This is a genomic window from Amycolatopsis sp. NPDC051106, assembly GCF_040682775.1.
Lineage (GTDB): Bacteria > Actinomycetota > Actinomycetes > Mycobacteriales > Pseudonocardiaceae > Amycolatopsis.
The window spans coordinates 1-25323 of the sequence record NZ_JBFBBQ010000115.1 but is presented as its reverse complement, the minus strand read 5'-3'; the positions used below and the strand labels follow the sequence as shown (position 1 = coordinate 25323).

Here is a 25323-nt window from a genome sequence, read left to right as displayed (position 1 = left end):
TCGGTGCGTCTGACGCACCGAAGGCCACATTGGGGCGCTGTCGACAAGCGCTCAGAGGCAAGGCACTAACGCTGCAGCGTCAGCACTCCCGGCCGCCACGGCAGCTGGTCGTACGGTCCGCTCGCGCTGGGGTTCTTGCCCTGGTAGAGGAACTGCAGGTTGCACGGATCGATGGTCTTGGTCTGGTCGGGGTTGGTGCGGACCAGGTCACCGTGGCTGATGTCGTTGGTCCAGGAGGCGCCGCTGTTGGCCTTGCCGGCGAAGGGGTTGCTTTCGCTGGCGGCCTGCGGCGTCCACGAACCGCTCAGGCTGCTGGAGGTGAACGACCGGAAGTAGCGCCCGTTCGCGCCCATCGCCTCGACGATCATCAGGTACTGGTTCTGGCCCTGCACCTTGTAGACCTCGACGGCTTCGAAGAGGTTGGCCTGCGTGTCGCTCATGATCGTCGTGTAGTTCGAGCCGAAGCTGCCCGGGAAGTTCCCGATCGGCATGCTGGCCCGGTAGATCTTCCCGTTGTCGCCGGCGAAGAACAGGTACATGTTCGAGCCGTCGGCGATCAGGGTCTGGTCGATCGGGCCGGTGCCGGAGCCGGAGATGCTGCCGGTGAACAGCGGCTGCGGCGAGGACCAGCCGTTGGGGTTGGTGGGGTCGCTCGAGGTGCGGTAGATGAACGGCCAGGCACCCCACTGGTACGCCAGCACCCAGATGTTCTTCGGCGCGAAGTAGAACAGCGTGGGCGCCACCGTGCCCTGGTTCATCCCGTTCTGGCCGGCCGAAGCCATGTCGGACCAGTTCGTGAAGGGGGTGAAGGCCATCGAGCCGTACGACGATCCCGCGACGTTCGAGGCGTAGACGAGGTGCTTGCCGTTGTAGACGACGTTGGTGAAGTCCTTGAGGGAGACCCAGCCGTTCTTCGGCTGCGCCAGCACCCCCGTCGACGACCAGCGGTAGGACGAGGGAAGGGAGCAGCCGCTGCCTCCGCCGGTCGTGGTGGTGGTCGTCGGGGTGGTGCCCGACAGGCCCGTCCACTTCTGGTTGCTGCCGCCGTTGCACGTCCAGATCGCCACGGCGGTGCCGTTGGCCGTGCCGGCCCCGGTGACGTCCAGGCAGAGCCCGGACTGCACCCCGACGATGGTGCCGTCGGAGTTCACCCGCCACTGCTGGTTGGCTCCGCCGTGACACGTCCAGGTCTGCACCCGGGTACCGGCGGTGGTCGCGCTGCCGGGCACGTCCAGGCACTTGCCGCCGAACACCGTCAGCAGGCCCGCGTCGGTCAGCGTCCACTGCTGGCCCGCGCCGCCCGAGCAGTCGTAGATCTGCAGGGCGGCACCGTCGGCCTGGCTGGCGTTCGCCACGTCCAGGCACCGGCCCGATCCGACGCCGTGCAGGGCGCCGGTGACGTCGGCCAGGGCCGTGGGGGTCCCGAGCGTCACCCCCGCCACCACCGTCGTCGCGGCGGCGAGCACGCCGATCAGGGATCTGATGGTTCCTCTTTTCATGACAACCTTTTCCCAGCCTGCTTCAGGCCCGCTTCCGAGCCGACTGTTATCGCTAACATGGGTCGCGCCAGCCTGGACTTCCGGGCGGAGGGTTGTCAATCGATGCGCCCGGGCGCCAGGGTGCGGGGACACCGCGCCGGGTGGTCTTGGCACCTCACGGCTACGGTCCCGGATTCACGACGGGAGCCGGGCCGTGAAAGTTACACGAACGCGGACGCGCCTAGTGTCCGCTCTCGAGCCGGTATTCCGCGTGCACCAGCTCGAGGAGCTCGGTCACCGAGGTGTCCGAGGATCTCCGGTCGAAGGTGATCTCGCCGTGCTGCAACAGGTTGACCCGGTCGCAGACGTCCATCACCTGCCCGTAGTTGTGCGCGATGAGGATGATCGCGATGTCGCCGCGCTGCTTCAGTTCCCGCAGCAGGCGCAGGATCACCGTGCTTTCCTTGGCACCCATCGCGGCGAGCGGCTCGTCGAGCAGCAGCAGCTTCGCCTTCGAGTACACCGACCGGGCCACCGCGATCGCTTGCCGCTGGCCGCCGGAGAGCATGCCCACTTCGGCGGTCACCGAGGGGATGCTGATGCCGATCGAGTCCAATGCCTCGCGTGCGCGGCGCTTCATCTCACGGCGTCGCAGGAACGGCAGCGGGCGGTGGGTCAGCTCGCGGTTCAGGTGCAGGTTCAGGTACACCGGCAGGTCGTTGATCATCGCCAGGTCCTGGAACACCGTCTCGATGCCCAGCGACCTCGCGTGCACCACGGACTTCAGCGTGGTCGGTTCGCCCTCGAACTCGATGCTTCCGCCGTCCGGCTGGTGGTAGCCGGTCAGGATCTTGATCAGCGTCGACTTGCCGGCGCCGTTGTCCCCGATGAGCCCGAGGATCTCGCCCCGCCGCACGTGCAGGGTGATGTCGGCGAGCGCGGTCACGGGGCCGAACTTCTTGCTGATGCCCTCGACCCGGATGATCTCTTCGCTCATGTCCGCTCCCGGGATCCGACGCGCTTGCGCACCACGATCAGCGTCACGTTCAGCACCATGGCGCCGAGGATGGCGGCGCCGAGCACGACGTTGAACGCGTTCGCGCTGACGCCGGTCAGGTTGAACCCGTCGAACACGATGCCCAGCAGCAGTGCGCCGAGGAACGCGCCGACCACCGTGCCGGATCCGCCGAGCAGCGCCGTACCGCCGATCACGGCCGCCGCCACCGCGAAGAACATCGTGGTGAACCCGCCGTTGGTCGGGTCGTACGAGCCGACCCGCGTGCCCTGCAGGATGCCGGCGAGCCCGGCCAGGGTGCTGGTGATCGCGAAGTTGACCACCTTCACCCGGTTGACCGGGATGCCGGACTCCGCGGCACCGACCGGGTTCCCGCCGGTGGCCTGGGTGTGGATGCCGAACCGGGTCGCCGAAAGCACCACCTGCATGACGACGACCACGCCGAGGGCCCACAGGAACTCGGTCCAGCGCGCCCCGCCGAACACCTCGAGCACCCCGCTGTCCTTCGGCGTGCCGACCGGGCGGGCGTTCGAAATGATCAGCACCAGGCCCTGCAACAGGAAAGCCATGCCCAGCGTGGTGATGAACGACGGGATCCCCAGCACGGTCCGGATCAGCCCGTTCGCCACGCCGACCAGCGTGCTCACCGCGACCGCGCCGAGCAGCGCGAGCCACAGCGGCCACCCGTTGACGAAGAACTGCATCATCGTGAACGGGGCGAGGGTGAACACGAAGCCGGCGGAGAGGTCGATCTCGCCGCAGATCAGCAGCATCACCTGCCCCGCGGCGATGATCGACCACGGTGCCACGTACTGGGCGATCGTCTGGTAGTTGTCCAGGGAGTTGAACGCCCCGCTCGTCACCGTGAAGTAGATCCCCGCGGCGATCGTGACCAGCAGGATGCTCAGTTCCTTGACCTGCATCACGCCGAGCAGCGCCGGTTTCGACGGCATCGCCGGCGCCTACCGGCTCAGCACCGACGGCGGCGGCAGGGGGATCGAGCCCGGCATCGCGAGCACGTCCTTGTTGTCGCCGCCTTCGAACCGGCTGCGGGCCGTCGCGTACGGGCCGACGTTCTCCTTGGTGACGAACGTGAGCCCGGTGTCGGTGACCGGCGGCGCGACCAGCGTCCCGGACAGCCGGAACAGGTAGAGGTAGAGCACCGACAGGAAGCCCTGCAGGTAAGGGGACTGGTCGATGGTGAAGTCGAGCGCGCCGTCCTTCACCCCGGTGACCGTGTCGTCGAGCAGGTCGAACCCGCCGCTGCCGAGCTTGCCCGACAGCTTGCGGTCGGCGATCAGCTTCGCGCACGCGGCGGTGCTGCCGGCGTCGACCGCGTAAATCCCTTTGGCCGCAGTGTTCCCGGTGTACGCGGCGGTCATCGCGTTGAGCTCCCCGGCCTGCTCGGCCCCGGTGTTCACCGACTGGACGCGCACGCCGGGTGCGGCCTGCTTGAGCGCGTCGGTGATGCCGTCCAGCCGCGGCTGGACGTTGTTGCCGCCGGGCTGGGAGATGCCGACCAGGATGTCGCCGGAGGTGACCTTCTGCGCGATGCGCTGCCCCATCCGGAACCCGGACAGGTACAGGTCCTGGCCGACGTAGGCGAGCGGGTAGTTGCCGGCGGCGCTCGCGTTGTACGCGATCACCGGGATACCCGCGCCCAGCGCGCGTTTGGTGAGGTCGACGAACGCATTGTCGTCGGTCAGCGCGACCGCGATCCCGTCGGCCTTGCCGGTGATCGCGGTTTCCATGGCACTCGCCATCTGCGCGACGTTGCCGTTCTCCGAGCCGGTCCACTGAGGCTCGGGCACGCCGAGCAATGCGGCGGCGTCGGCGAGCCCGCTTCGGGTCGGGACGAAGAAGGAGTTCGTGGTGACGTGGTTGACGAACACGAACCGCCACTGCGGGGTGCTCGGGAACGGCCCGGACTTGCCGCCGTTCTGGGCTTCCTGGACGCCGGTGCACGCCGCGAGCAGGGCGCTCGCGGCCACCGTCCCGCCACCCATGCCCAGGTACTTCAGTGCGGTTCTTCGGGAAGTGGAGCCGGTCTCAGCCGTCATGGTGTCCCCGCGTTCGTCTCAGTGGACCGGAGCGGAACTGCCGTAGACCGTAGCAGACGTATGATGTCTCGACCAGCTCTCGTCGGGAGATCGCCGGACTTCTGGACAAGTTGAGGGTCGAGGCGTACCTATACGTATGTTGTCTGTCCCTTGTGTTCGCGTGAGAGGTGGCGACCTTGCCCGAGGTGATCAGCGCGATCGAAGCCGTGGACGTGCGTTTCCCGACTTCGCTGAGCCTGGACGGGTCCGACGCGATGAACCCGGAACCCGACTATTCCGCCGCGTACGTCACCATCCGCACGAGCGCGGGGGACGAGGGGTACGGCCTCGCATTCACCGTCGGGCGCGGCAACGACGTGCAGGTCGCCGCCGTCCGGGCGCTGGTGCCCCTGGTCGCGGGCATGCCGGTGGACGACGCCCTCGCCGATCTCGGCGGCTTTTCGCGCCGGCTGACCGGCGACAGCCAGCTCCGGTGGCTGGGCCCCGACAAGGGCGCGATCCACATGGCCGCGGCGGCGATCGTCAACGCCGTGTGGGACCTGCGGGCGCGCCGCGAAGGCAAGCCGGTCTGGCGGCTGCTCGCCGAACTGCCGCCGGCGGAACTGGTCGACCTGATCGACTTCCGGTACCTCCAGGAAGCGCTTACCCGGGACGAAGCGCTGGACATCCTCCGGCGAGCCGAACCGGGCCGCGCGGCTCGGCAGGCCGAGCTGCTCACGTCGGGCTATCCCGCCTACACCACCACTCCCGGCTGGCTCGGCTATTCGCCGGAGAAGCTGGCGGCGCTCGCGGCGGAGGCGGTCGCCGACGGGTTCACCCAGATCAAGCTCAAGGTCGGGGCCGACCTCGACGAGGACGTCCGGCGGCTGCGGCTGGCGCGCGAGGTCGTCGGCCCGGACGTGCGGATCGCCATCGACGCCAACCAGGCATGGGGTGTCGGCCAGGCCATCGCCTGGCTGCGGCCGCTGGCGGAGTTCGACCCGTACTGGATCGAGGAGCCGACCTCGCCCGACGACGTGCTCGGCCACGCCGCGATCCGCCGGGCGGTGGCGCCGATCAAGGTGGCCACCGGGGAGCACACGCACAACACGGTGATGTTCAAGCAGCTCCTGCAGGCGGAGGCGATCGACATCCTCCAGCTCGACGCGAGCCGGGTCGCCGGCGTCACCGAGAACATCGCGATCCTTTTGCTGGCCGCGAAGTTCGGCGTGCCGGTGTGCCCGCACGCCGGCGGGGTCGGGCTCTGCGAAATGGTGCAGCACCTGGCGATGTTCGACTTCGTCGCGGTGAGCGGCACCCGCCACGACCGGGTCATCGAGTACGTGGACCACCTGCACGAGCACTTCGTCGACCCGGTGCGGGTCGAGCGGGGCAGGTACCTGGCGCCGGACCGGCCCGGCCTCGGCGCCCGCCTGCACACCGAGTCCGTGGCGCGCTACCGGTACCCCGACGGTCCGGCCTGGCGCGAAGAAACCGTGGTGGTCGCGTGACCATCCGCCCGCGAATCCTTTCGCAGCCTGTCAACGAGGAGAGGTCATGAAGATCCGCTACCTGTGCACGGCCGCCGTCGCCGCCGCCGGCCTGCTCGCCGGCTGCAGCGGCGGGGGCACCGCCGCCTCCGGGGGAACCGTCGTCGGCGTCGACTACCCGCGCTCCGACACCGACTTCTGGAACGCCTACATCAAGTACGTGCCCCAGCTGGCCGGCCAGCTCGGCCTCGAGCTCAAGACCACGAACTCGCAGAACGACGTCGCCACCCTGACCGCCAACGTGCAGACGATGATCAGCCAGGGCGTCAAAGGGGTCGTGATGGCGCCGCAGGACACCGCGGCGATCATCCCGACCCTGCAGCAGCTGGCCGGGAAGAAGATCCCGGTCGTGTCCGTCGACACCCGCCCCGACCAGGGCAACGTCTACATGGTCGTGCGGGCGGACAACCGCGCCTACGGCGAAAAGGCGTGCCGGTTCCTCGGCACGAAGCTCGGCGGCCAGGGGAAGGTCGTGATGCTGCAGGGCGACCTCGCGTCGATCAACGGGCGGGACCGCACCGAAGCCTTCAACGACTGCATGAAGCAGAACTTCCCCGGGATCACGGTCTTCGGCGAAGCCACGAACTGGGACGCCAACACCGCCGCCCAGAAGCTGCAGACCCGGCTGACCGCGAACCCGGACATCAAGGGTGTCTACATGCAGTCCAGCTTCGCCCTGTCGGGGACGCTGCAGCTGCTGAAGCAACGGAACCTGCTCGTGCCGGCGGCCGACCCGAAGCACGTGTTCATCGTGTCCAACGACGGCATCCCCGAGGAGCTCGGCAAGATCCGGGCGGGGGAGATGGACGCGACCGTGTCCCAGCCCGCCGACCTGTTCGCCAAGTACGCGCTGCAGTACGTCAAGGACGCGATCGCCGGCAAGGTCCCGGCGCCGGGCAAGACCGACCACGACAGCACCATCGTGGCGGTCCGCGACGGCTTGATGGAGGACCAGCTGGCCGCGCCGCTGGTCACCGCGGACGGCGCCTCCTTCGGCCCGGTCGCGAGTGTCAAGGTCGACGACAAGTCCCTGTGGGGCAACGCCCAGAGCTGACCCCGTCCGGTTCGGAGAGGAGGTGGACATGAGTACCGTGCCGGTCGTCGAAGCGCGGCAGGTGGTCAAGCGCTACGGCGCCACCGTCGCGCTGGATCACGCCGACCTCACCGTCCTGCCGGGACAGACGCGCGCGCTCGTCGGCCGCAACGGCGCCGGGAAGTCGACGCTCGTGTCCGTCCTCACCGGACTGACCGAGCCGGATTCCGGTTCCGTGCTGGTGAACGGGGAGCCGGCGCCGGGACTGTCCGATCGGGACAGGTGGCGGTCGCTGGTGGCCTGCGTGTACCAGCGCTCGACGATCATCCCCGACCTTTCGGTGGCGGAGAACCTGTTCCTGAACCGGCAGGAGACCCGCGGCGGGTTCGTCCGCTGGTCCGCCGTGCGCCGCGAAGCCACCCGGCTGCTCGAACGCTGGTCGGTCGACGTCGACGTCCGCCGGCCCGCGGGCGAGCTCGGCGTCGAGCAGCGGCAGTTCGTCGAGATCGCGCGGGCACTGTCCTTCGGCGCCCGGTTCGTCATCCTCGACGAGCCGACCGCTCAGCTGGACGGCGGCGCCATCACCCGGCTGTTCGGTCACGTCGCCGACCTGCAACGGCAAGGCGTGACGTTCCTCTTCATCAGCCACCACCTGCAGGAGGTCTACGAAATCTGCGACACGGTCACGGTCTACCGCGACGCCCGGCACGTCCTGACCGCGCCGGTCGCGGAGCTGCCGAAGGCCGACCTCGTCGCGGCGATGACCGGCGAGAACGCCGTCGTCGCCGAAGAACGCGCTTCGTCGACCCGGCTCGAAGTGCCGCCGGCGCTGCAAGTGCGTGAGCTGAGCCTCGCCCCGAGCTACGAGGACGTCTCCTTCGCCGTCGCGCCGGGGGAGATCGTGGGCCTGGCCGGGGCCGGCGGCAGTGGCAAGACCGAGGTCGCCGAGACGCTGACCGGGCTCCGGCGGGCGAGTTCGGGAACCATCCTCGTCGGCGGCCACCGCCCTCGCCCCGGCGACGTCCCGGCGGCACTCGCCGCCGGGATCGGCTTCGTCCCCGAAGACCGCCACCACCAGGGACTCGTGCCGGAGATGTCGATCGCGGACAACACCACGCTGTCCGTCATGGACCGGCTCGGCCCGGGCATCTTCGTCCGGGCGGCGCTGCGCGACCGGCTGGCCGGGACGATGATCACCCGGCTGGCGGTGAAGACACCCGGCCCCCAGCTGCCGGTGTCGGCGCTCTCCGGTGGCAACCAGCAGAAGGTCGTCATGGCCCGTGCGCTCGCCGGGGATCCCCGGGTGCTCGTGCTGATCACCCCGACCGCGGGGGTGGACGTGCGGTCGAAGGAGTTCCTCCTCGGCAAGGTGGCCGAAGCCGCCGCCGCGGGCACCGCGGTGCTGATCGCCTCCGACGAGCTGGACGACCTGCGCCTCTGCGACCGCGTGCTCGTCATGGTCCACGGACGGCTCACCGCCGAACTACCCGCCGGCCGGCCGGACCGCGAAGTCGTGGCCGCCATGGAAGGAGTCGACCTCGATGCCTGAAAGCCCCACCGTGCTGCGCGCCGAGGAGCAGGCCGAGCCCGGTGCCGCGCGCCCGCCGCGGCGCATCGCCTTCGCCCGCCTGCGTGATTTCGCCCTGGTCCCCGGGATCCTCGCGATCGCCGTGGTCGGCCAGCTGGTCAACCCCGTGTTCCTCCAGTACGACAACGTGCTCAACATCCTGCAGACCATGTCGGAGATCGCCCTGCTGGTGCTCGCCCAGACACTGGTGCTGGTCGTCGGCAAGATGGATCTCTCGCTGGAGTCCACGTTCGGCCTGGCCCCGGGCGTCGCGGCCTGGCTGACGATCGGCGGCGGCCATTCCCTCGGCCTGCTCCCGTCGTGGGCCGCGGTGCCCGTGGTGCTCGTGGTCGGCGTGCTGGTCGGGGCGCTCAACGCCCTGCTGATCGTCCGGTTCGGGCTGAGCGGGTTCGTCGTCACCCTCGGCATGCTGATCGTGCTGCGGGGCCTGCTGACCGGGATCTCCGGCGGCCAGACGTTCTTCGGCATGCCCGAATCGATGCTCTACCTCGGCACCACGCTGTGGGCCGGGATCCCGGCCTCCATCTGGATCTGCGTGCTCCTGTTCGCCGCCGGCGTCGTCCTGCTCGGCCACACGCGGTTCGGCCGCAGCCTCTACGCGATCGGCGGCAACGAAGACGCGGCGAAGGCCGCCGGTATCCGGACCGACCGCATCGTGTGGATCGTGCTGATCGGAGCGAGCGTGCTGGCCGCGCTCGGCGGGCTGCTGCTCTCGGGCCGGCTCGCGTCCGTGGCGGCGGCGCAGGGCAACGGCTACATCTTCACCGTCTTCGCCGCGGCGGTGATCGGCGGCGTCAGCCTGAACGGCGGCCGCGGCACGCTGTTCGGTGCCTTCACCGGCATCCTGCTGCTGTACATGATCCAGAACGTGCTCACGCTGGCCGGGGTGCCCGCGCAGTGGATCGGGGCGCTCAACGGCACGATCATCCTGGTCGCCTTGGTGATGTCCCGGATCACCAGCGGCAAGCGGCAGACCTGAGGCGCTACCCGTCTTCGAGGTTCGGGAAGTCGGCCAGGTGGGCGCGCAGCCAGCGTTCGGAGGTGTCCACGTGCAGCAGCGCGGCCGCGGTGGCCACGGCGGGGTCGCGGCCGGCCAGCGCGTCGTAGATCGCCTTGTGCTGGTCCAAGGTCACGTGGGTGACCCCCCGGTCGACGGTGCCGCGCCAGATCCTCGCCCGCAGCGTCCGCGAGGAGATGCCGTCCAGCAGCGCCGTCAGGGTTTCGTTCCCCGACGCGGTGACGACCGCGCGGTGGAAGGCGGCGTCGAGCACGGTGAGCCGTTCGACGTCCTCGACCGCCTCCTGCATCGCGTCGAGCAGGCCGGCGACGGTGGCGAGCTGGGTGTCGGTGATGCGGGTCGCGGCGAGCCCGGTGGCGGCGGGTTCCAGGAGCCGGCGCACCTCGGTCAGCTCCAGCACGGTGCCGCCCCGCATGAGCGCCACGGCGTTGCCCAGGCCTTCCAACAGGAGGCTGGGGGCGAGGCTCGTGACGTAGGTGCCGTCACCGCGGCGGACCTCGAGGACCCGGGCGAGCGCCAGCGCTTTCACGGCTTCCCGCGTGGGGCTGCGGGAAATGCCCAGTTCGGTGGCCAGCTCGTGCTCGGGAGGCAGCTTGGCACCGGCGGGGAACCGCCCGGACCGGACGAACTCCCGGATCCGGTCGATCGCTTCGTCGGTCAGGGACCTCGCCATGGTGCTCCTCGGGCATCGATTGCCGAGGATCCTATCAGTCATATGATGAATCCCGAGGAATGCCTCCGTTGATCGCCTATTTCGACGAATTGGGGCTTACGGGCGGCCGAGACATGTGATGTTCAGTGGTCCGCGTCACGGGGTCGGGTTCGTCTTCTCCAGCACCCGCAGGAAGGCGCGGGACCACTCGGGCAGGTCGGGCCAGCCGCGGCAGGACACCATCGCGCCGTCGACGACGTCGGGTGCGTCGGCGAACGTGGCGCCCGCCTGCTCCACGTCCGTCTTCAGCGGGGGGAACGCGGCCGTGGTGCGGCCGCGCAGGAGACCCAGTGCCGCCGGCACCTGGGCGCCGTGGCAGATCGTGCCGACCGGCAGCTCGCGCTCGAAGAAGTGCGGGACGATCCGGGCGACTTCCGGGTCGGTCCGCAGGTACTCCGGCGCCCGTCCGCCGGGGATCACGAGCGCGTCGAACCCGGCCGGGTCCACGTCGGCGAACGCCAGGTCGACCGGCAGCAGGTGCCCCGGTTTCTCCGTGTAGGCGTCCCACCCGGGTTCGAAGTCGTGCACCACCAGGTGCACCGGACGCGTCGTGGGGGCGGCCACCACCGCCTCGTGGCCGCCTTCGCGCAGGCGGAAGATCGGGTACATCGAGTCGAGCTCCTCGGCGGCGTCGCCGGTCAGGATCAGCACCCGGGCCATGTCGTCCCTTTCTAGCGCAGCGTCCACTGCTGGTTCGCCTGTCCGCCGCAGGCCCACAGGATCAGCTGGGTGCCGTTGGCGGTGCCCTGCCCGGACGCGTCGAGGCACAGACCCGACTGGACGCCGGTGATCGTCCCGTTCGCGCTGACCGCCCACTGCTGGTTGGCCTGGCCGTGGCAGTCCCAGACGATCACCGGGGTGCCGTTGGCCGTGCCGTGGCCGGAGGCGTCGAGGCACTTGGTGCCGCCGACGGTCAGCGTCTGGCCCGCCCGCGTCCACGCCTGGCCGGCCTGCCCGCCGCAGTTCTGCAGCCGCACCTGGGTGCCGTTGGCCGCGCTCGCGGCGTCGGCGCACCGGCCCGACTGCGTGCCGACGATCTGCCGCGCCGTGGACGTCCCCGGCGTGCCGATGCTGCCGGGCACGGACTGCAGCGCGCCGAACCAGGTGGCGGCCATCTTGTCGTACCCGCCGGCCGTGGGGTGGACGCCGTCGATCAGGTCGCCGGTGGTCAGCGCGGCGTGCATGTCCACCAGGTGCACGTGCTTCCCGGCGTTCCGGTTGCTCTGCACGATCCCCGGGATGGCGGCGTTGAACGTGCGGGCGGCGGACTCCTGCCCGGAGTTGGCGATCGGGATGATCGTCGCGACGAAGACCTCGGCGTCCGGCGCCGTCGCGGTGATGTGGTCGATCAGCGCGGACAGCCGGGCGGGCGCGCGGCCGACGTCGTAGTTCTGCAGGACGTCGTTGGTGCCGATGTGCAGCAGGACCGTGTGCGAGCCGGTGTTCCGCAGCCACGTCACGATGTTCGCGTCGATCTGGTCGATCCGCCAGCCCGGATGGCCTTCGTGGTCGTGGTCGCCGAGGGAAGCGGGACCGTTGTACTGCGAGCCGGTGAAGTCGACCTGGTAGCCGCCCGCGCTCAGGCGTTGCCACAGCCCGATCCGGTACCCGCCGGGGACTTGCGTGCCTTCGGTGATGGAGTCGCCCAGCGGCATGACCCGCACGCCGCCGTTCGAGTCGGCGGCCGCCGGGGTGCCCGGGAGGAACGCGCTCAGGAACAGGGCCGCCGCGGCCGCGATGAGCCGGATTCTCATGGTTCTCCTCGATCGATCAGCCGAAGGTCCACTTCTGGTTGGCTTGCCCGGTGCACGTCCACAATCGGACGGCGGTGCCGTTGGCCGTGCCGCTGCCGGTCACCTCGAGGCACAGTCCGGATTGGACGCCGGTGACGGTGCCGGCCGAGCTGACCTGCCAGCGCTGGTTGGCGCCGCCGTTGCAGGTCCAGATGACGACTTTGGTGCCCGGCGTCGTGCCCTGCCCGGACGCGTCCAGGCACCGGGTGCTGTCACCGCTGTAGACGGTCAGTTCTCCCGCGGTGGTGCGGGTCCAGGACTGGTTGCCGCCGCCGGTGCAGTCCCAGATCTGCACCTGGGCGCCCGGAGTGGTGCTGACGCCGTTGACGTCGAGGCACTTGCCCGCGCCGGCCGCACGCACCGGGCTCGCCGCCGACCCGGTGCCGCCCGGGCCCGCGGCGGCGATGACCTGCTGGGCGCCCGTGGGCCAGTTGGTGCCGCTCACCTGGACGTTGCCGCTCAGGACGTTGTTGTGCGGCGAGCCGGTGGCCACGTTGGTCGCGCCGCCGTTGTACCAGTTCCCGCTGAAGGTGCTGTCGTTGGTGTTGTTGCTGCCGCTCGCGTTGGTGAAGGCCCAGACCCCGGAGTCCTGGATCACGTTGGCCGACAGGGAAACGTAACGGGAGCCTTCGTCCAGGTACAGGCCGACCGTGCGGTTGTTGTCGTACACGTGGTTGTGGTCGATGGAGCTGCCCGGGTTGGCGGAGAGGTTGTAGAGGCTGCCGCCGTCGTGCATGAGCTTCTTCGTGCCGTGCACCCGGTTGTAGCTGACGACGGTGTCCCGCAACGTCGTCGGTGTGGTGTAGACCGGCTGGTAGTTGTACAGGCCGCGGTTGCGGTAGTCCTGGCTGCCGCCCGGGTCGTTCGCGCCCCAGCCCCAGCCGACGTCGATGCCGTCGTAGGTCAGGTTGGCGACGTCGTTGTGCGTGATCACGGCGTGCGTCACGTAGGTCGACAGGATGCCGGCCATTTCCCGGTAGTCCAGGGCGACCCGGTTCACCGTGTTGTTCGACAGCGTGATGTCGCGGTTGGTCATCGCCGCGTTCGACGGGTGGTGGGCGTCCGGCCGCACCCCGCCGACGACGATGCCCGCGCCGGAGTCCTCGGCGAAGGTGTTGCGGTCCACGGTGATCGACGACGCCCCGAGGCCGACCCCGGACGCGTGCGCGTTCGCGTCGTTGCCGATGCCCAGCGCCACCTGCCCGAGGTGGGTGAAGGTGTTGCCGCTGAACGTGATCCCGGTGGCGGCCGAGACCTGGACGGCGGCCGGCGCCTGCGCCCAGTTGTTGCGCGCGCCCTCGAACAGGGGGCAGCCCGACTGGCACGAGCTCAGGAAGTCGCCCGGCATGGTCGCCGCGGCCGGGAGGAACGTGCCGCTCTGCTGGTTGGCGTAGCCCACCGACGTGCCCGGCGTGAGCCAGGTCGTGTGCTCGAAGTGCAGGCCGCTGAAGGTGAGGCCGCGCACCGGGTTGTCGTAGCTGCCGCTGATCCGCAGCAGCGACGTAAGCCGCGGCAGCTCGACGTCGTGGCTGCCGGGCACCCAGCCGCTCGGTGCCTTGTAGTAGAGCTTCCCGGCCTGCGGGTCGAGGTACCACTGGCCGGTGTTCTTGAGGAACGAGTACGAGTTCTCCAGGAACAGCTGGCCGCCGCCGAAAGGCTTGGCGAGGGTGTCGTAGCCCCAGTTGTTGTTGTTCCACGCGGGTTGCTGCATGACGATCGACGTGCCGCTGACGTGGTCGACGGGGGAGTACCGGTCGGTGAAGGAGTTCTGGCTCTCCACCTCGATCCGGTTCTGCTGCGGCAGCGTCGCCAGGTAGTTCAGCGCGGAGTTGACGATCGTCATACCGGACGTCGTGATTTGCACGTCATTGCGCGAAATCGGGATCGACGCGCGCGGCGCCAGCGCCCCGTCCACGAACAGCTGGCGCGAGTCGGCGCCCTGCGGCACGGACGCCGCCCAGATGTTCTGGCCCGCGTCCTGCACCGTCCAGCCGGTGACCTGGGAGCCGCCGGACAGGATCGGCGTCTGGCCGGCCGCGGCCTGCCAGGTGACGGTGTGGCCGTTCTGCCCGGAGTCGGCGCTGGTGAACGTCAGCGGGGCGGAGAGCCGGTAGGTGCCGCCGGCGAGCTGCACGACCACGTCGTTGGCGGCAGATTGGGCGCGGGCCAGCTGCTGCGCCTTCGCCGGAGTGGCGACGGGCTGCTCGGGGGTGCCCGGGTTGGCGTCGTCGCCGGTGGGCGCCACGGCGATGGTGACGGTCGCGGCGTGGGCGGGCGGCGCGGCGAGCGCGGTCACCACGAGGGCGGTGACGAGCGCGGCGGCGACGGATCCGGTGCGCGGCGGCATGGCGGCTCCCTCTCCGGGGACGGGTCATCGGGCACCTGGGGGTCCACAATGGATCGGGTGGGCCCGGGAAGGATGTGTACGACTCATACGAGGTCAAGGTCGCGTCGGCGTCAAGAGACGAACGGACGCATCGACGTCGTTCGACGATTTCACCTGCGACAACGCATGTAAGTTTCATTCCGGGTGCCGCGGGTGTTGACCGTGCCCGCGGGGTGCGGGATACAGTCACTGGCCGGCGCCCACTGAGTCATACTCATCGGGTGACTCGCAACGAGGAAACCGCACCGCCTGCCCCGTACCGGCCCGGCTACGAAGTGGTGGCCGAGCAGATCCTGCACCTGATCGCCGAGCTGGACCTGCGGCCCGGCGACCGGATGCCGACCGAGGTCGAGCTGGCGGCGCGGATGGGAACCAGCCGGACCGTGGTGCGGGAGGCCGTCAAGATCCTCTCGGCGATCGGCCGAGTACGAGCGCACAAGGGACGTGGGCTGTATGTCTCCGACGACGAGGGCATGCTCGGCGCTTCCCGCTGGGGAGGCTTCTTCCTGCCCGCCGACCTCGACCACGTCTACATGCTCTTCGAGTTCCGCCGGGTCCAGGAGACCGCCGCCAGCCGGCTGGCGGCCGCGAACGCCACCCCGGTCGAGCTGCGCGCGATCGAGACCGCCGCCGAGACCTGCCGCCACGGTCACCTGACCGGCCAGAGCGCGCTGTTCGACCGCGGCGACGACGACTTCCACCTCCGCATCGCCGCCGCGTCCCACAACCAGTTCCTCGTCGCGGCCGTGCGCGAAGCCCGCCGCCTGCAACGCCAGACGAACATCATCGGGATGTCCGGCGCGGTCGGCGGCCACGCCGCGGGTGCGATCGAAGAGCACGACGCGATCTACCGGGCGATCCGGGACGGCGAACCGGAGGAGGCGGCCCGGGCGGCCGCCGTCCACCTCGACAACACCCTGGAGGACTACCGGCGGGAGATCCAGCGGCGGCTCTTCGAGCAGTGAGCGCAGGAGTGCGTACCCGGGGCCCGGCTTCGGGTGCGCAGTCCTGTGCTCATTCCATTGTGGACGCCGTGATCGTGAGACGGACGGGATCCGTTGCGGGTGAGTAAGTTTCACCGCGCATTGACCTTTGCCGCCGCGCACTCTTATCTTGGCTTCAGGTTCGGTAACCGAGCGATTTCGGAGCGCGCATCCCGCGCACTCCTTTCCACTCCTGAAGAAGGAGTACCCGTGACGACGCTGTCCCGTACTCTCCGCGCGGTTGTCCTGGTCGCCGCCGTGGTCCTGGGGTTCGCGGCACCCGTGTCCGCAGCTCCCGCCGCGCCCGCGGCGGCCTTCAAGGTCCTGGTGTTCTCCAAGACCACCGGCTTCCGCCACGACTCCATCCCCGCCGGGATCGCCGCGATCCGGCAACTGGGGCAGCAGAACGACTTCGCGGTCGACGCCACCGAAGACGACGCGGTGTTCACCGATGCCGGCCTGGCCCCGTACGCCGCCGTGGTCTTCCTCTCCACGACCGGCGACCCGGTCGGCACGCAGGCCGGGAAGGACGCCTTCCGGCGGTACATCGAGCACGGCGGCGGGTTCGCCGGCGTCCACGCCGCGTCCGACAGCGGGTACGACTGGGCCTGGTACGGCCAGCTCGTCGGCGCCTACTTCAAGCAGCACCCCGCGCAGCAGAACGCCCTGGTCAAGGTCGAAGACCGGGTCCACCCGTCCACGCAGGGCCTGCCGGCGCAATACTCCCACTACGACGAGTGGTACGACTTCCGGACCAATCCGCGGTCTTCCGTCCACGTGCTGACCACTGTGGACGAATCCAGCTACTCCGGCGCCACGATGGGCGCGGACCACCCGACCACGTGGTGCCACGACTTCGACGGCGGCCGTTCCTGGTACACCGGCATGGGTCACACCAACGAAAGTTTCAGCGAACCGAACTTCCTGCACCTGCTGCTGGGCGGGATCCGCACCGCGGCCGGGGCGGTGCCCGCCGACTGCTCGGTCACCACCACGCCGCCGCCCTCGGGCAAGCAGGTGGTGGGCACGCAGTCGGGCCGGTGCGTGGAGGTGCCGAACGCCTCGACGGCGAACGGGACGCAGGTGCAGCTGCGCGACTGCGTGGCGGGCCAGGCGAACCAGACGTGGACCTACACCGCGGGCAAGCAGCTGACGGTGTACGGCAACAAGTGCCTGGACGCCTCCGGTCGCGGCACGGCCAACGGAACCCCGGTGATCATCTGGGACTGCACCGGGCAACCCAACCAGCAGTGGAATGTTAGCGCGAACACGATTACCGGCGTCCAGTCGAACCTCTGCGTGGACGCCTCCGGCCGCGGCACGGCCAACGGCACGAAGATCATCCTGTGGTCCTGTGGTGGGCAGGCCAACCAGCAGTGGAGCCTCCGCTGAATCGCCACCCGTCTGCCTCGAGGAGACCCGTCATGTCCGGATTTTCCGCGCTGCGCCGCGGCGCGCTGGCGGTGGCCGGGGTCCTGGCCGCCGCCCTGATCCCGGTGCTCACGGCCCCCGTGAGTCCGGCCGCTGCGGCGCTGCCGCCGGACTCGAAGTTCCAGAAGGTCACGCTGCACACCGAGACGTCCAACCCGATGGCGCTCGACGTGGCCCCGGACGGCCGGGTCTTCTACATCGACCGGCTCGGGGACGTGAAGGTCGTCAGACCCAACGGCACGACGGTCCTCGCGACGCATCTGAACGTCTTCACGGCCAACGAGTCCGGCGGGCTCAACATCGCGGTCGACCCGGGGTTCGCGACCAACCAGTGGGTGTACGTCTACTACTCGCCGAACAACGCCGGCAACGTCGACCGGCTGAGCCGGTTCACCGTGAACGGCGACACGATCGACCAGTCGACCGAGAAGGTCGTCCTGGACGTGCCGGTGCAGCGCGCCGAATGCTGCCACCACGGCGCGGGCCTGGTCATCGACAAGAAGAACGGCAACCTCTGGTTGTCGCTGGGGGACAACACGAACCCGTTCGCCTCCGACGGCTACAGCCCGCTCGACCAGCGGTCCGGGCGCGCGTACTGGGACGCCGAGCGCACCGCGGGCAACACCAACAGCCTGTCCGGCAAGGTGCTGCGGATCCACCCGGAAACCAACGGCACGTACACGATCCCCTCGGGCAACCTCTTCGCGCCCGGCACGGCGAACACGCGTCCCGAGATCTACACGATGGGGGAGCGCAACCCGTTCCGGATGGGCCTCGACCCGAAGACCGGCTACCCCCTGGTCGCCAACTACGGCCCGGACGCGCCGAACGCCAGCTCGACCCGCGGCCCGCAGAACACCGTGGAGTGGGACGTCGTCAGCAGGCCCGGCAACGCCGGCTGGCCGTTCTGCGTCGGCCCGAACCTGGCCTACAACCAGTACAACTTCGCCACCGGTGCCTCCGGCGCGAAGTTCGACTGCGCCGGCGGGCCCACCAACAGCTCACCGAACAACACCGGCCTGACCAAGCTTCCGCCGGCCATCCCGGCCCAGGTGTACTACCACTACCAGGCCGACTCGGCGCACTTCCCGCAGCTGTCCGGCGGGGCACCGATGGCCGGGCCGGTCTACCGGTTCGACCCGAACCTCGCCTCCACCCGCAAGTGGCCGGTGGACTTCGACGGCCGCGCGGTCTTCGCCGAGTGGAACACCAGCTCGATGTACACCTTCCAGCTCGACAGCGGCGGCACGAACGTCACCTCGATCGACCCGCTGCTGCCGTCGCTCAAGTTCAACCGGCCGATGGACTTCAAGTTCGGCCCGGACGGCGCGCTCTACGTCGTCGAGTGGGGCACCGGGTACGGCGGCGGCAACAGCGACGCCTCGATCGTCCGGGTCGACTACCTCGGCGGCGGCTCGGCCGCCCCGGTCGCGAAGGCCGCCGCGGACCGCACCAGCGGGCCCGCCCCGCTCACGGTGGCCTTCTCCAGCGCCGGCTCGACCGACCCGGGCGGGTCCACGCTGCGGTACAGCTGGAACTTCGGGGACGGCACCACGTCCACCGCCGCGAACCCGAGTCACACCTACGCCGCCGGCAACTACACCGCCGTGCTCACCGTGACGAACGCGGCCGGGGCCACCGGCACCGCGAGCATCGCCGTCACCGCGGGCAACACGGCCCCGACGGTCACCATCACCAGCCCACCGACCGGCGGCCTGTTCGAGTGGGGCGACAAGGTGAACTTCGCCGTCACGGTCAGCGATCCCGAGGACGGGACGGTCGACTGCTCCCAGGTGACCGTCCAGGCCTACCTCGGCCACGACGAGCACGGGCACCCGCTCGACCAGTACCACGGCTGCACCGCCGAGGTGCAGACCACGCTTTCGACGGGACACAGCGAAAACGACAACATCTTCTACGTCGTCGAAGCGTCCTACACCGACAAGGGCGGCGCCGGGGGAGCCGGCCCGATCACCGGCCGGTCGCAGGTGATCCTGCAGCCGAAGATGAAGCAGGCCGAGTTCTTCACCGCCACCGGCCGCACCGCCGACGGGAAGGGCACCGACACCGCGGGCGTCACCGTGGAAGCCGCCACCGACCCGATGGGCGGCGGCGACAGCGCGGCGTTCGTCCAGGACGGCGACTGGTGGTCCTTCGACCCGATCGCCCTCGACAACATCACCGGCCTGCACGTCCGGGCGTCCTCGGGCGGCTCCGGCGGCACCCTGGAAGTGCGCCGCAACGCGCCGGACGGCGCCCTGGTCACCTCGGTGCCGATCACCGGCACCGGCGGCTGGCAGACCTGGCAGGACTTCGCGGTCAACCTGACGAGCCCGCCGGCCGGCACCGGGAAGCTGTACTTCGTGGCGCGGAATCCTTCCGGCCAGACCGGCGCGGCCTTCCTGTTCAACGTCAACTGGATCCACTTCACCGGCGCCGGCGTCGGCCAGCCCGGCACCACACCGACGGGCAAGCAGATCGTGGGGACCCCGTCCGGTCGCTGCGTGGAGGTCCCGAACTCCTCGACGGCCAACGGGACCCAGGTGCAGCTGCGGGACTGCACCAGCCAGGCCACGAACCAGCAGTGGACCTACACCAGCGGCAAGCAGCTGATGGTCTACGGGAACAAGTGCCTGGACGCGTCCGGGCAGGGCACGGCCAACGGCACCCAGGTGATCATCTGGGACTGCCACAACCAGGTGAACCAGCAGTGGAACGTCAACAGCAACGGCACGATCACCGGCGTCCAGTCGGGGCTGTGCGTGGACGCGAACGCCCAGGGCACGGCCAACGGCACGAAGGTCATCCTCTGGTCCTGCGGCGGCCAGGCCAACCAGCAGTGGAGCCTGCGGTGAAACGGCTGCTCGCGTTCCTCCTCCTGCTGCCGCTGGCCGTCACCGGGCTGTTCGTGACGGCCGGCCCGGCCGGGGCCGCCGCGCTGACCCGCGTCACCGGCTTCGGCGCCAACCCGACCAACCTCGGCATGTACCTGTACGTGCCGGACGCCGTGGCGCCCAAGCCGGCCCTGCTCGTGCTGGTGCACTACTGCGGCGGCTCGGCGAGCGCGATCTTCAACGGCAACGGGCACGACTACGCGACGGCGGCGGACCGCTACGGCTACCTCGTCGTCGTCCCCGAGGCGACCCGGGACGGGCACTGCTTCGACGTCTCCACCAAAGCGGGCCTGACCCGCGACGGCGGCAGCGACACCACCGGCATCATGGCGATGGTGGCCTGGACCCGCCAGCACTACGACGTCGATCCGGGCCGGATCGTGGTCAGCGGGTTCTCTTCGGGCGCGATGATGACGAACGTCCTGGCCGCGCAGTACCCGGACGTGTTTTCCGCCGGATCGGCGTTTTCGGGTGTGCCCGCGGGGTGCTTCGCGACCACCGACGGTTCGCTGTGGAACAGCCAGTGCGCGGGCGGGAACGTCGTCAAGTCCGCGCAGCAGTGGGCCGATCAGGCGCACGCGATGTACCCCGGTTACTCCGGCGCCTACCCCCGGATGCAGCTGTGGCACGGGAACCAGGACACCACCCTGGCGTATCCGAACTACGGCGAGGAGATCAAGCAGTGGACGGCCCTGCGCGGGCTGAGCCAGACGCCGTCGGCCACCGACCACCCGCAGTCGTCGTGGACCCGGAACCGCTACGGCGGCACCGGTAGCCAGGCGGCCGTCGAGGGCATCACGATCGCGGGGACCGGCCACACGCTGCCGCAGGCCGGGATGATCGCGTACGCGATCTCGTTCCTGGGCCTCGACGGCGGTGGCGGGACGAGCACCGGTGCTCCGGTGCGGTCGGTGGCCGCGGGCCGGTGTCTCGACGTGCCGGGCCAGTCGACCACCCAGGGCACCCGGCTGCAGGTCTGGGACTGCCACGGCGGCACGAACCAGACGTGGACGGCGACCGCCGCCGGCGAGCTGACCGTCTACTCCGGTGGCACTTTGCGTTGTCTCGATGCCGAGGGCGGTAGCACCGCCCCGGGCACGGCCGCGATCATCTGGGCCTGCCACGGCGGAGCCAACCAGAAGTGGCGGGCGGGCTCTGACGGCACCATCACCTCGACCCAGTCGGGACTCTGCCTGGAGCTCGCGGGGTCGACCGCGAACGGCACCGCCGTCCGGCTCGGGACCTGCACCCACGCCACCACCCAGCAATGGACCCGGAACTGACCGGAGGGAACCGCATGATGGGAAAGTTCAGACGGCTGTTCACATCCGTCGCGATCGGCGCGCTGCTGGCCGCGGGCGGGACCGCCGAAGCCGCGGTGCCCGGTGAGGCGTCGACGTCGGCGGCCGCGGCCGGGACCGCGGGCTGCGGGCAGGCTCCCGGCCTGGCGAGCGGCAGCCACACGATCTCCAGCGGCGGCCAGAACCGCAGCTACCTCCTGCGGGTCCCGGCGAACTACGACAACACCCACCCGTACCGGCTGTTCGTCGGGCTGCACTGGCGCGGCGGCACGGCCAACGACGTCGACTCGGGCGGGACCGACGGCTACAACTGGTCCTACTACGGGCTCCGGCGGCTGGCGGACAGCGCGGGCAACAACACGATCTTCGTGGCGCCCCAGGGCAACGGCAACGGCTGGGCCAACCCCGGCGGCCAGGACGTCACGTTCATCGACGACCTGCTGCGGCAGCTCGAGTCTGCCCTGTGCGTCGACACCTCGCAGGTCTTCGCGGGCGGCTTCAGTTACGGCGGTGCGATGAGCTACGCGCTCGCCTGCGCGCGGCCGACGGTCTTCCGCGCGGTCGCCGTCTACTCCGGCGCGAACCTCAGCGGGTGCAGCGGCGGCACCCAGCCCGTCGCCTACATCGGGATGCACGGCATCGGCGACAACGTCCTGCCCATCGCGTCCGGACGGTCGCTGCGCGACCAGTTCGTCCGCAACAACGGCTGCGCCGCGCAGAACCCGCCGGAGCCCTCGAGCGGCAGCCACACCCACATCGTCACCGCCTACTCCGGCTGCCGGACCGGCTACCCGGTGGTCTGGGCCGCGTTCGACGGCGGCCACGACCCGGGCCCGCGCGACGGGTGCACCTGCAGCGGCTGGCAGACCTGGACGTCCGGCGAGGTGTGGAAGTTCATCACCCAGTTCGACTCGTCCACCCCGCCGGCCGGCTCGCCCGTGCAGGTCGGCGTGAACTACACCCTCGTCGCCGAGCACAGCGGCAAGCTCCTGGACGTCAGCGGCGTCTCCACCGCGGCCGGCGCCCTGCTGCAGCAGTGGCCCGCCACCGGCGGGCAGAACCAGCAGTTCGACTTCCTCGACTCCGGCGACGGCTACTACCGCGTCCGGGCCCGCCACAGCGGCCTGGTGCTCCAGGTGGCCGGTTCCGCCACCGGCGCGGACATCAGCCAGCAACCGGACTCCGGCGCCACTTCCCAGCAGTGGCGGGTGACCGATCTGGGCGGCGGCGTCGTCGGCCTGGTCAACCGGCTGAGCGGCCTGTCCATGGACGTGTGGGGCGCCTCGACCGCCGACGGCGCACGGATTTCCCAGTGGACCGCCACCGGGGGCGCCAACCAAAGATTCCGGGTCCAACGCGCCTGAACGCCCGTTACCCGGCGGTAAGCTCCAGTGAGCCCTGCAGAGACAAAGACGTCTTGGGAGAGCGAACGTGTCGTCCGTCGAGTTGCCCCAGCTCCGTCCGACCCTGGCCGATGTCGCGCGGGCGGCCGGGGTGTCCACCGCCACCGCGTCCCGCGTGCTCAACGGCTTTCCGCGGGTCCGGCCGAAAACGCGCAAGCAGGTGGAGTCGGCGATGTCGGCTCTGGGTTACGCCCGGCAGAGAGCCGCGCGGGCGACGGCCGGGCGCACCGGCTCGGTGGCGCTGGTCGTGTGCGAAGAGGTGCTCCGGCTGTTCGCCGATCCCTACTTCGCGCGGATCTCCGCCGGTGCCGGAAAGGAGCTGACCGAGGCGGGCCTGCAGCTCGTTTTGCTCACCGTGCCCGCGACGGAGAACTACCAGGCCCCGGTGGTGCGGTACCTCGACGGCGGGCACGTCGACGGCGCTCTCGTCGTCGGCATGCACGGCCGCCGCCCGCTCGACCTGGACTGGCTCGGCATCCCGGTGGTGTTCGGCGGCCGCCCGGTCCGCGAAGGGGGCCGCTCGTCCTACGTCGACGTGGACAACCGGGGTGGCGCGCAGCGGGCCACCCAGCGCCTCATCGACGCGGGCCGGCGCACCGTGGCGACGATCGCCGGGCCGCAGGACATGACCGCCGGGGTGGACCGGCTGCTCGGCTACCGGCAGGCGGTCGCCGGCGCCGGGCGCGGCGACCGCGGGCTGGTGGTGTTCGGCGACTTCGGCCAGGCCTCCGGGGAACACGCCACCGCGCGTCTGCTGGACCGCCGCCCGCAGGTCGACGCCATCTTCGCCGCCTCCGACATGATGGCGGTCGGCGCGATGCGGGCCCTGCACCGCGCGGGGCGGCGAGTGCCCGGGGACGTCGCCGTCATCGGGTTCGACGACCTGCCGATCGGCCGCCGGACGGATCCGCCGCTCACCACCGTGCGCCAGCCGATCGAAGAGATGGGCGCCCGGATGACGGGGGAGCTGCTCGCGATGCTCGGCGGCTCGTCCGCGCCGCGCTGTGCCGTGCTGGACACCAAGCTGGTGTTGCGCGCGACGGCGTGAACCTCTTGATGTTAGCGCTAACAACGCGCTCGCGGGGAGATCCGCGGCGCTCGAAGGAGGATTCGTGACCACTCGAGCCAAACCGGTGCGCGCCGTCCTGGTGCTGGCCGCGATGCTGGCGGCCGCGCTGGCCGGCGCGGCACCGGCGTCCGCGGCGCCGACATCCCTCACGAGCGCGGCTTCGGGACGGTGCCTGAACGTCACAGGCGGCGCCGACACTCCGGGAACGGCGCTGGAGATCCGGGACTGTTCCGGCCAGGCGAGCCAGGCCTTCGAGTTCACCTCCGCCGGCGAGCTGCGTGCGCTGAGCGGGACGCGGTGCGTGGACGCCACCGGCAACCAGACGGCGCCCGGCACAGCGGTGATCATCTGGTCCTGCACCGGCGGGGCGAACCAGCAGTGGCGGCAGAACTCCGACGGGTCGATCACCGGGGTGCAGTCGGGGCTGTGCCTGGACGTGAACGGCGCCGGCACGGCCAACGGCACCGCGGTCATCCTCTGGACGTGCCACGGCCAGAGCAACCAGCGGTGGAGCACCGGGGCTCAGCCGCCCACCGGCGCGGGCCCGTGCGACATCTACGCATCCGGCGGCACGCCGTGCATCGCCGCGCACAGCACGGTCCGCGCGCTCTACGGTGCCTACAGCGGAAACCTGTACCAGGTCCGGCGCGCGTCCGACAACACGACGCGGAACGTCGGCGCCGTGGCGGCGGGCGGTGCGGCCGACGCCGGGGTCCAGGATGCGTTCTGTTCCGGGACTTCCTGCGTCATCACGGTGGTCTACGACCAGTCCGGGCGCGGGAACGACCTGTGGTACCAGGGATCGAGCGTGGTCCCGGGGTCCAGCCAGAGCAGTCCCGCCAAGGCGACCACGGAGTCGCTCACGGTCGGCAACCGGAAGGCGTATTCGCTGTACATCAACCCGGGCAACAGCTACTGGCGCGACGGTCACCTGACCGGCGTGCCGACCGGCAGCGCACCCGAGGGCATGTACATGGTGACCAGCGGAACGCACGTCAACAGCGGCTGCTGCTTCGACTACGGCAACAGCGAGACGACCCGCAAGGCCGACGCGGCCGGCGCCATGGACGCCATCAACTTCGGCAAGCAGTGCTGGTTCGGCGGGTGCTCCGGCACCGGCCCGTGGGTGCAGGCGGACCTGGAGTGGGGGCTCTACCCCGGCGGCAGCCAGACGTGGAACCCGAACCAGCGGGCGTTCGGCAGCAAGTTCGTGACGGCGGTCCTGAAGAACAACGGAACGTCCCGCTTCGCGATCAAGGGCAGCGACGCCCAGTCCGGCAGCTTGACAACCCTGTGGGACGGCGCCCTCCCGAGCGGCTACAGCCCGATGAAGAAGCAGGGCGCGATCGTCCTGGGCAGCGGCGGCGACTGCTGCAAGCCCGGCGGCGGCGCGAACCTGAGCGCGGGGACGTTCTACGAAGGGGCGATGGTCGCGGGATATCCGTCTGATGCGACGGAGAACGCGGTGCAGGCCAATATCGTGGCCGCCGGGTACCGCTGAGGCTGTATTGCCGGGGAGAACCGAACGCCCGAGCACTGCGATCCAGGACGTGCGAGACGTGCTGGCCGCCTACCCCGGACTCGCGGACGTCGCGGTCGTGCCGCACGTCCAGGAACCCGTCGGTGAGGT

19 protein-coding genes are annotated in these 25323 nt (G+C 70.2%); 11 read left to right on the top strand and 8 right to left on the bottom strand.

What is annotated here, in order from left to right; all coding sequences use genetic code 11:
* Window positions 1–65 precede the first annotated feature (65 nt).
* From AB0M83_RS43505 to AB0M83_RS43490, 4 genes are all read right to left on the bottom strand, one after another.
* A complete protein-coding gene (locus tag AB0M83_RS43505) occupies window positions 66–1499 on the bottom strand; it encodes a non-reducing end alpha-L-arabinofuranosidase family hydrolase (protein WP_364526922.1) in 1434 nt (477 codons plus the stop codon).
* A gap of 220 nt (window positions 1500–1719) precedes the next feature.
* Window positions 1720–2475, bottom strand: a complete 756-nt coding sequence (locus AB0M83_RS43500; RefSeq protein ID WP_364526920.1) for an ATP-binding cassette domain-containing protein — start codon at window positions 2473–2475, stop codon at window positions 1720–1722.
* The gene (locus AB0M83_RS43495; RefSeq protein WP_364526918.1) at window positions 2472–3446 is read right to left on the bottom strand and encodes an ABC transporter permease; all 975 of its coding nucleotides are present in this window, start codon (window positions 3444–3446) and stop codon (window positions 2472–2474) included. Before AB0M83_RS43495 ends, AB0M83_RS43500 begins: the two co-directional genes overlap by 4 nt.
* A gap of 9 nt (window positions 3447–3455) precedes the next feature.
* Window positions 3456–4553 (bottom strand): sugar ABC transporter substrate-binding protein, encoded by a 1098-nt coding sequence (locus AB0M83_RS43490; protein ID WP_364526917.1) that lies wholly within the window; start codon window positions 4551–4553, stop codon window positions 3456–3458.
* Window positions 4554–4729: 176 nt separating this feature from the next.
* Here AB0M83_RS43490 and AB0M83_RS43485 point away from each other — a divergent pair, with 176 nt between their 5' ends.
* From AB0M83_RS43485 to AB0M83_RS43470, 4 genes are read left to right on the top strand one after another with little or no spacing between them, the layout of a single operon-like run.
* Window positions 4730–6043 (top strand): enolase C-terminal domain-like protein, encoded by a 1314-nt coding sequence (locus AB0M83_RS43485; protein WP_364526916.1) that lies wholly within the window; start codon window positions 4730–4732, stop codon window positions 6041–6043.
* A 46-nt stretch (window positions 6044–6089) separates the two neighbouring features.
* A complete protein-coding gene (locus AB0M83_RS43480) occupies window positions 6090–7136 on the top strand; it encodes a sugar ABC transporter substrate-binding protein (RefSeq protein WP_364526915.1) in 1047 nt (348 codons plus the stop codon).
* 28 nt (window positions 7137–7164) lie between these two features.
* The gene (locus tag AB0M83_RS43475) at window positions 7165–8664 is read left to right on the top strand and encodes a sugar ABC transporter ATP-binding protein (protein ID WP_364526913.1); all 1500 of its coding nucleotides are present in this window, start codon (window positions 7165–7167) and stop codon (window positions 8662–8664) included.
* Window positions 8657–9682, top strand: coding sequence for an ABC transporter permease (locus tag AB0M83_RS43470; RefSeq protein ID WP_364526911.1), 1026 nt, complete (start codon window positions 8657–8659; stop codon window positions 9680–9682). The genes AB0M83_RS43475 and AB0M83_RS43470 overlap by 8 nt, the downstream gene beginning before the upstream one ends.
* Before the next feature lie 4 nt (window positions 9683–9686).
* Here AB0M83_RS43470 and AB0M83_RS43465 read toward each other — a convergent pair whose 3' ends face one another.
* The 4 genes from AB0M83_RS43465 to AB0M83_RS43450 form a co-directional block, all read right to left on the bottom strand.
* Complete coding sequence (locus tag AB0M83_RS43465; RefSeq protein ID WP_364526909.1) at window positions 9687–10394, bottom strand: FadR/GntR family transcriptional regulator; 708 nt, start codon at window positions 10392–10394, stop codon at window positions 9687–9689.
* A gap of 135 nt (window positions 10395–10529) precedes the next feature.
* Window positions 10530–11093: a DJ-1/PfpI family protein gene (locus tag AB0M83_RS43460; protein ID WP_364526907.1), complete on the bottom strand. Its 564-nt coding sequence runs from the start codon at window positions 11091–11093 to the stop codon at window positions 10530–10532.
* Window positions 11094–11104: 11 nt separating this feature from the next.
* A complete protein-coding gene (locus AB0M83_RS43455; protein ID WP_364526905.1) occupies window positions 11105–12187 on the bottom strand; it encodes an RICIN domain-containing protein in 1083 nt (360 codons plus the stop codon).
* A 16-nt stretch (window positions 12188–12203) separates the two neighbouring features.
* The gene (locus tag AB0M83_RS43450; protein WP_364526903.1) at window positions 12204–14573 is read right to left on the bottom strand and encodes an RICIN domain-containing protein; all 2370 of its coding nucleotides are present in this window, start codon (window positions 14571–14573) and stop codon (window positions 12204–12206) included.
* A 260-nt stretch (window positions 14574–14833) separates the two neighbouring features.
* On the opposite strand from AB0M83_RS43450, the gene AB0M83_RS43445 reads away from it, so the two are divergent.
* The 7 genes from AB0M83_RS43445 to AB0M83_RS43415 all read left to right on the top strand — a co-directional run bounded on the left by AB0M83_RS43445 (window position 14834) and on the right by AB0M83_RS43415 (window position 25194).
* A complete protein-coding gene (locus AB0M83_RS43445; RefSeq protein ID WP_364526901.1) occupies window positions 14834–15577 on the top strand; it encodes an FCD domain-containing protein in 744 nt (247 codons plus the stop codon).
* Between the two features lie 300 nt (window positions 15578–15877).
* Complete coding sequence (locus AB0M83_RS43440) at window positions 15878–16987, top strand: ThuA domain-containing protein (RefSeq protein WP_364526926.1); 1110 nt, start codon at window positions 15878–15880, stop codon at window positions 16985–16987.
* Window positions 16988–17019: 32 nt separating this feature from the next.
* Complete coding sequence (locus tag AB0M83_RS43435; RefSeq protein WP_364526899.1) at window positions 17020–19881, top strand: PQQ-dependent sugar dehydrogenase; 2862 nt, start codon at window positions 17020–17022, stop codon at window positions 19879–19881.
* Window positions 19878–21203, top strand: coding sequence for a PHB depolymerase family esterase (locus AB0M83_RS43430; RefSeq protein WP_364526897.1), 1326 nt, complete (start codon window positions 19878–19880; stop codon window positions 21201–21203). The genes AB0M83_RS43435 and AB0M83_RS43430 overlap by 4 nt, the downstream gene beginning before the upstream one ends.
* 17 nt (window positions 21204–21220) lie before the next feature.
* Complete coding sequence (locus AB0M83_RS43425; RefSeq protein WP_364526895.1) at window positions 21221–22585, top strand: RICIN domain-containing protein; 1365 nt, start codon at window positions 21221–21223, stop codon at window positions 22583–22585.
* Between the two features lie 67 nt (window positions 22586–22652).
* On the top strand, window positions 22653–23672 hold the full coding sequence (locus AB0M83_RS43420) for a LacI family DNA-binding transcriptional regulator (protein WP_364526893.1): 1020 nt from the start codon (window positions 22653–22655) through the stop codon (window positions 23670–23672).
* A gap of 85 nt (window positions 23673–23757) precedes the next feature.
* Window positions 23758–25194 (top strand): arabinofuranosidase catalytic domain-containing protein, encoded by a 1437-nt coding sequence (locus AB0M83_RS43415; RefSeq protein WP_364526924.1) that lies wholly within the window; start codon window positions 23758–23760, stop codon window positions 25192–25194.
* Window positions 25195–25323: the final 129 nt, after the last annotated feature.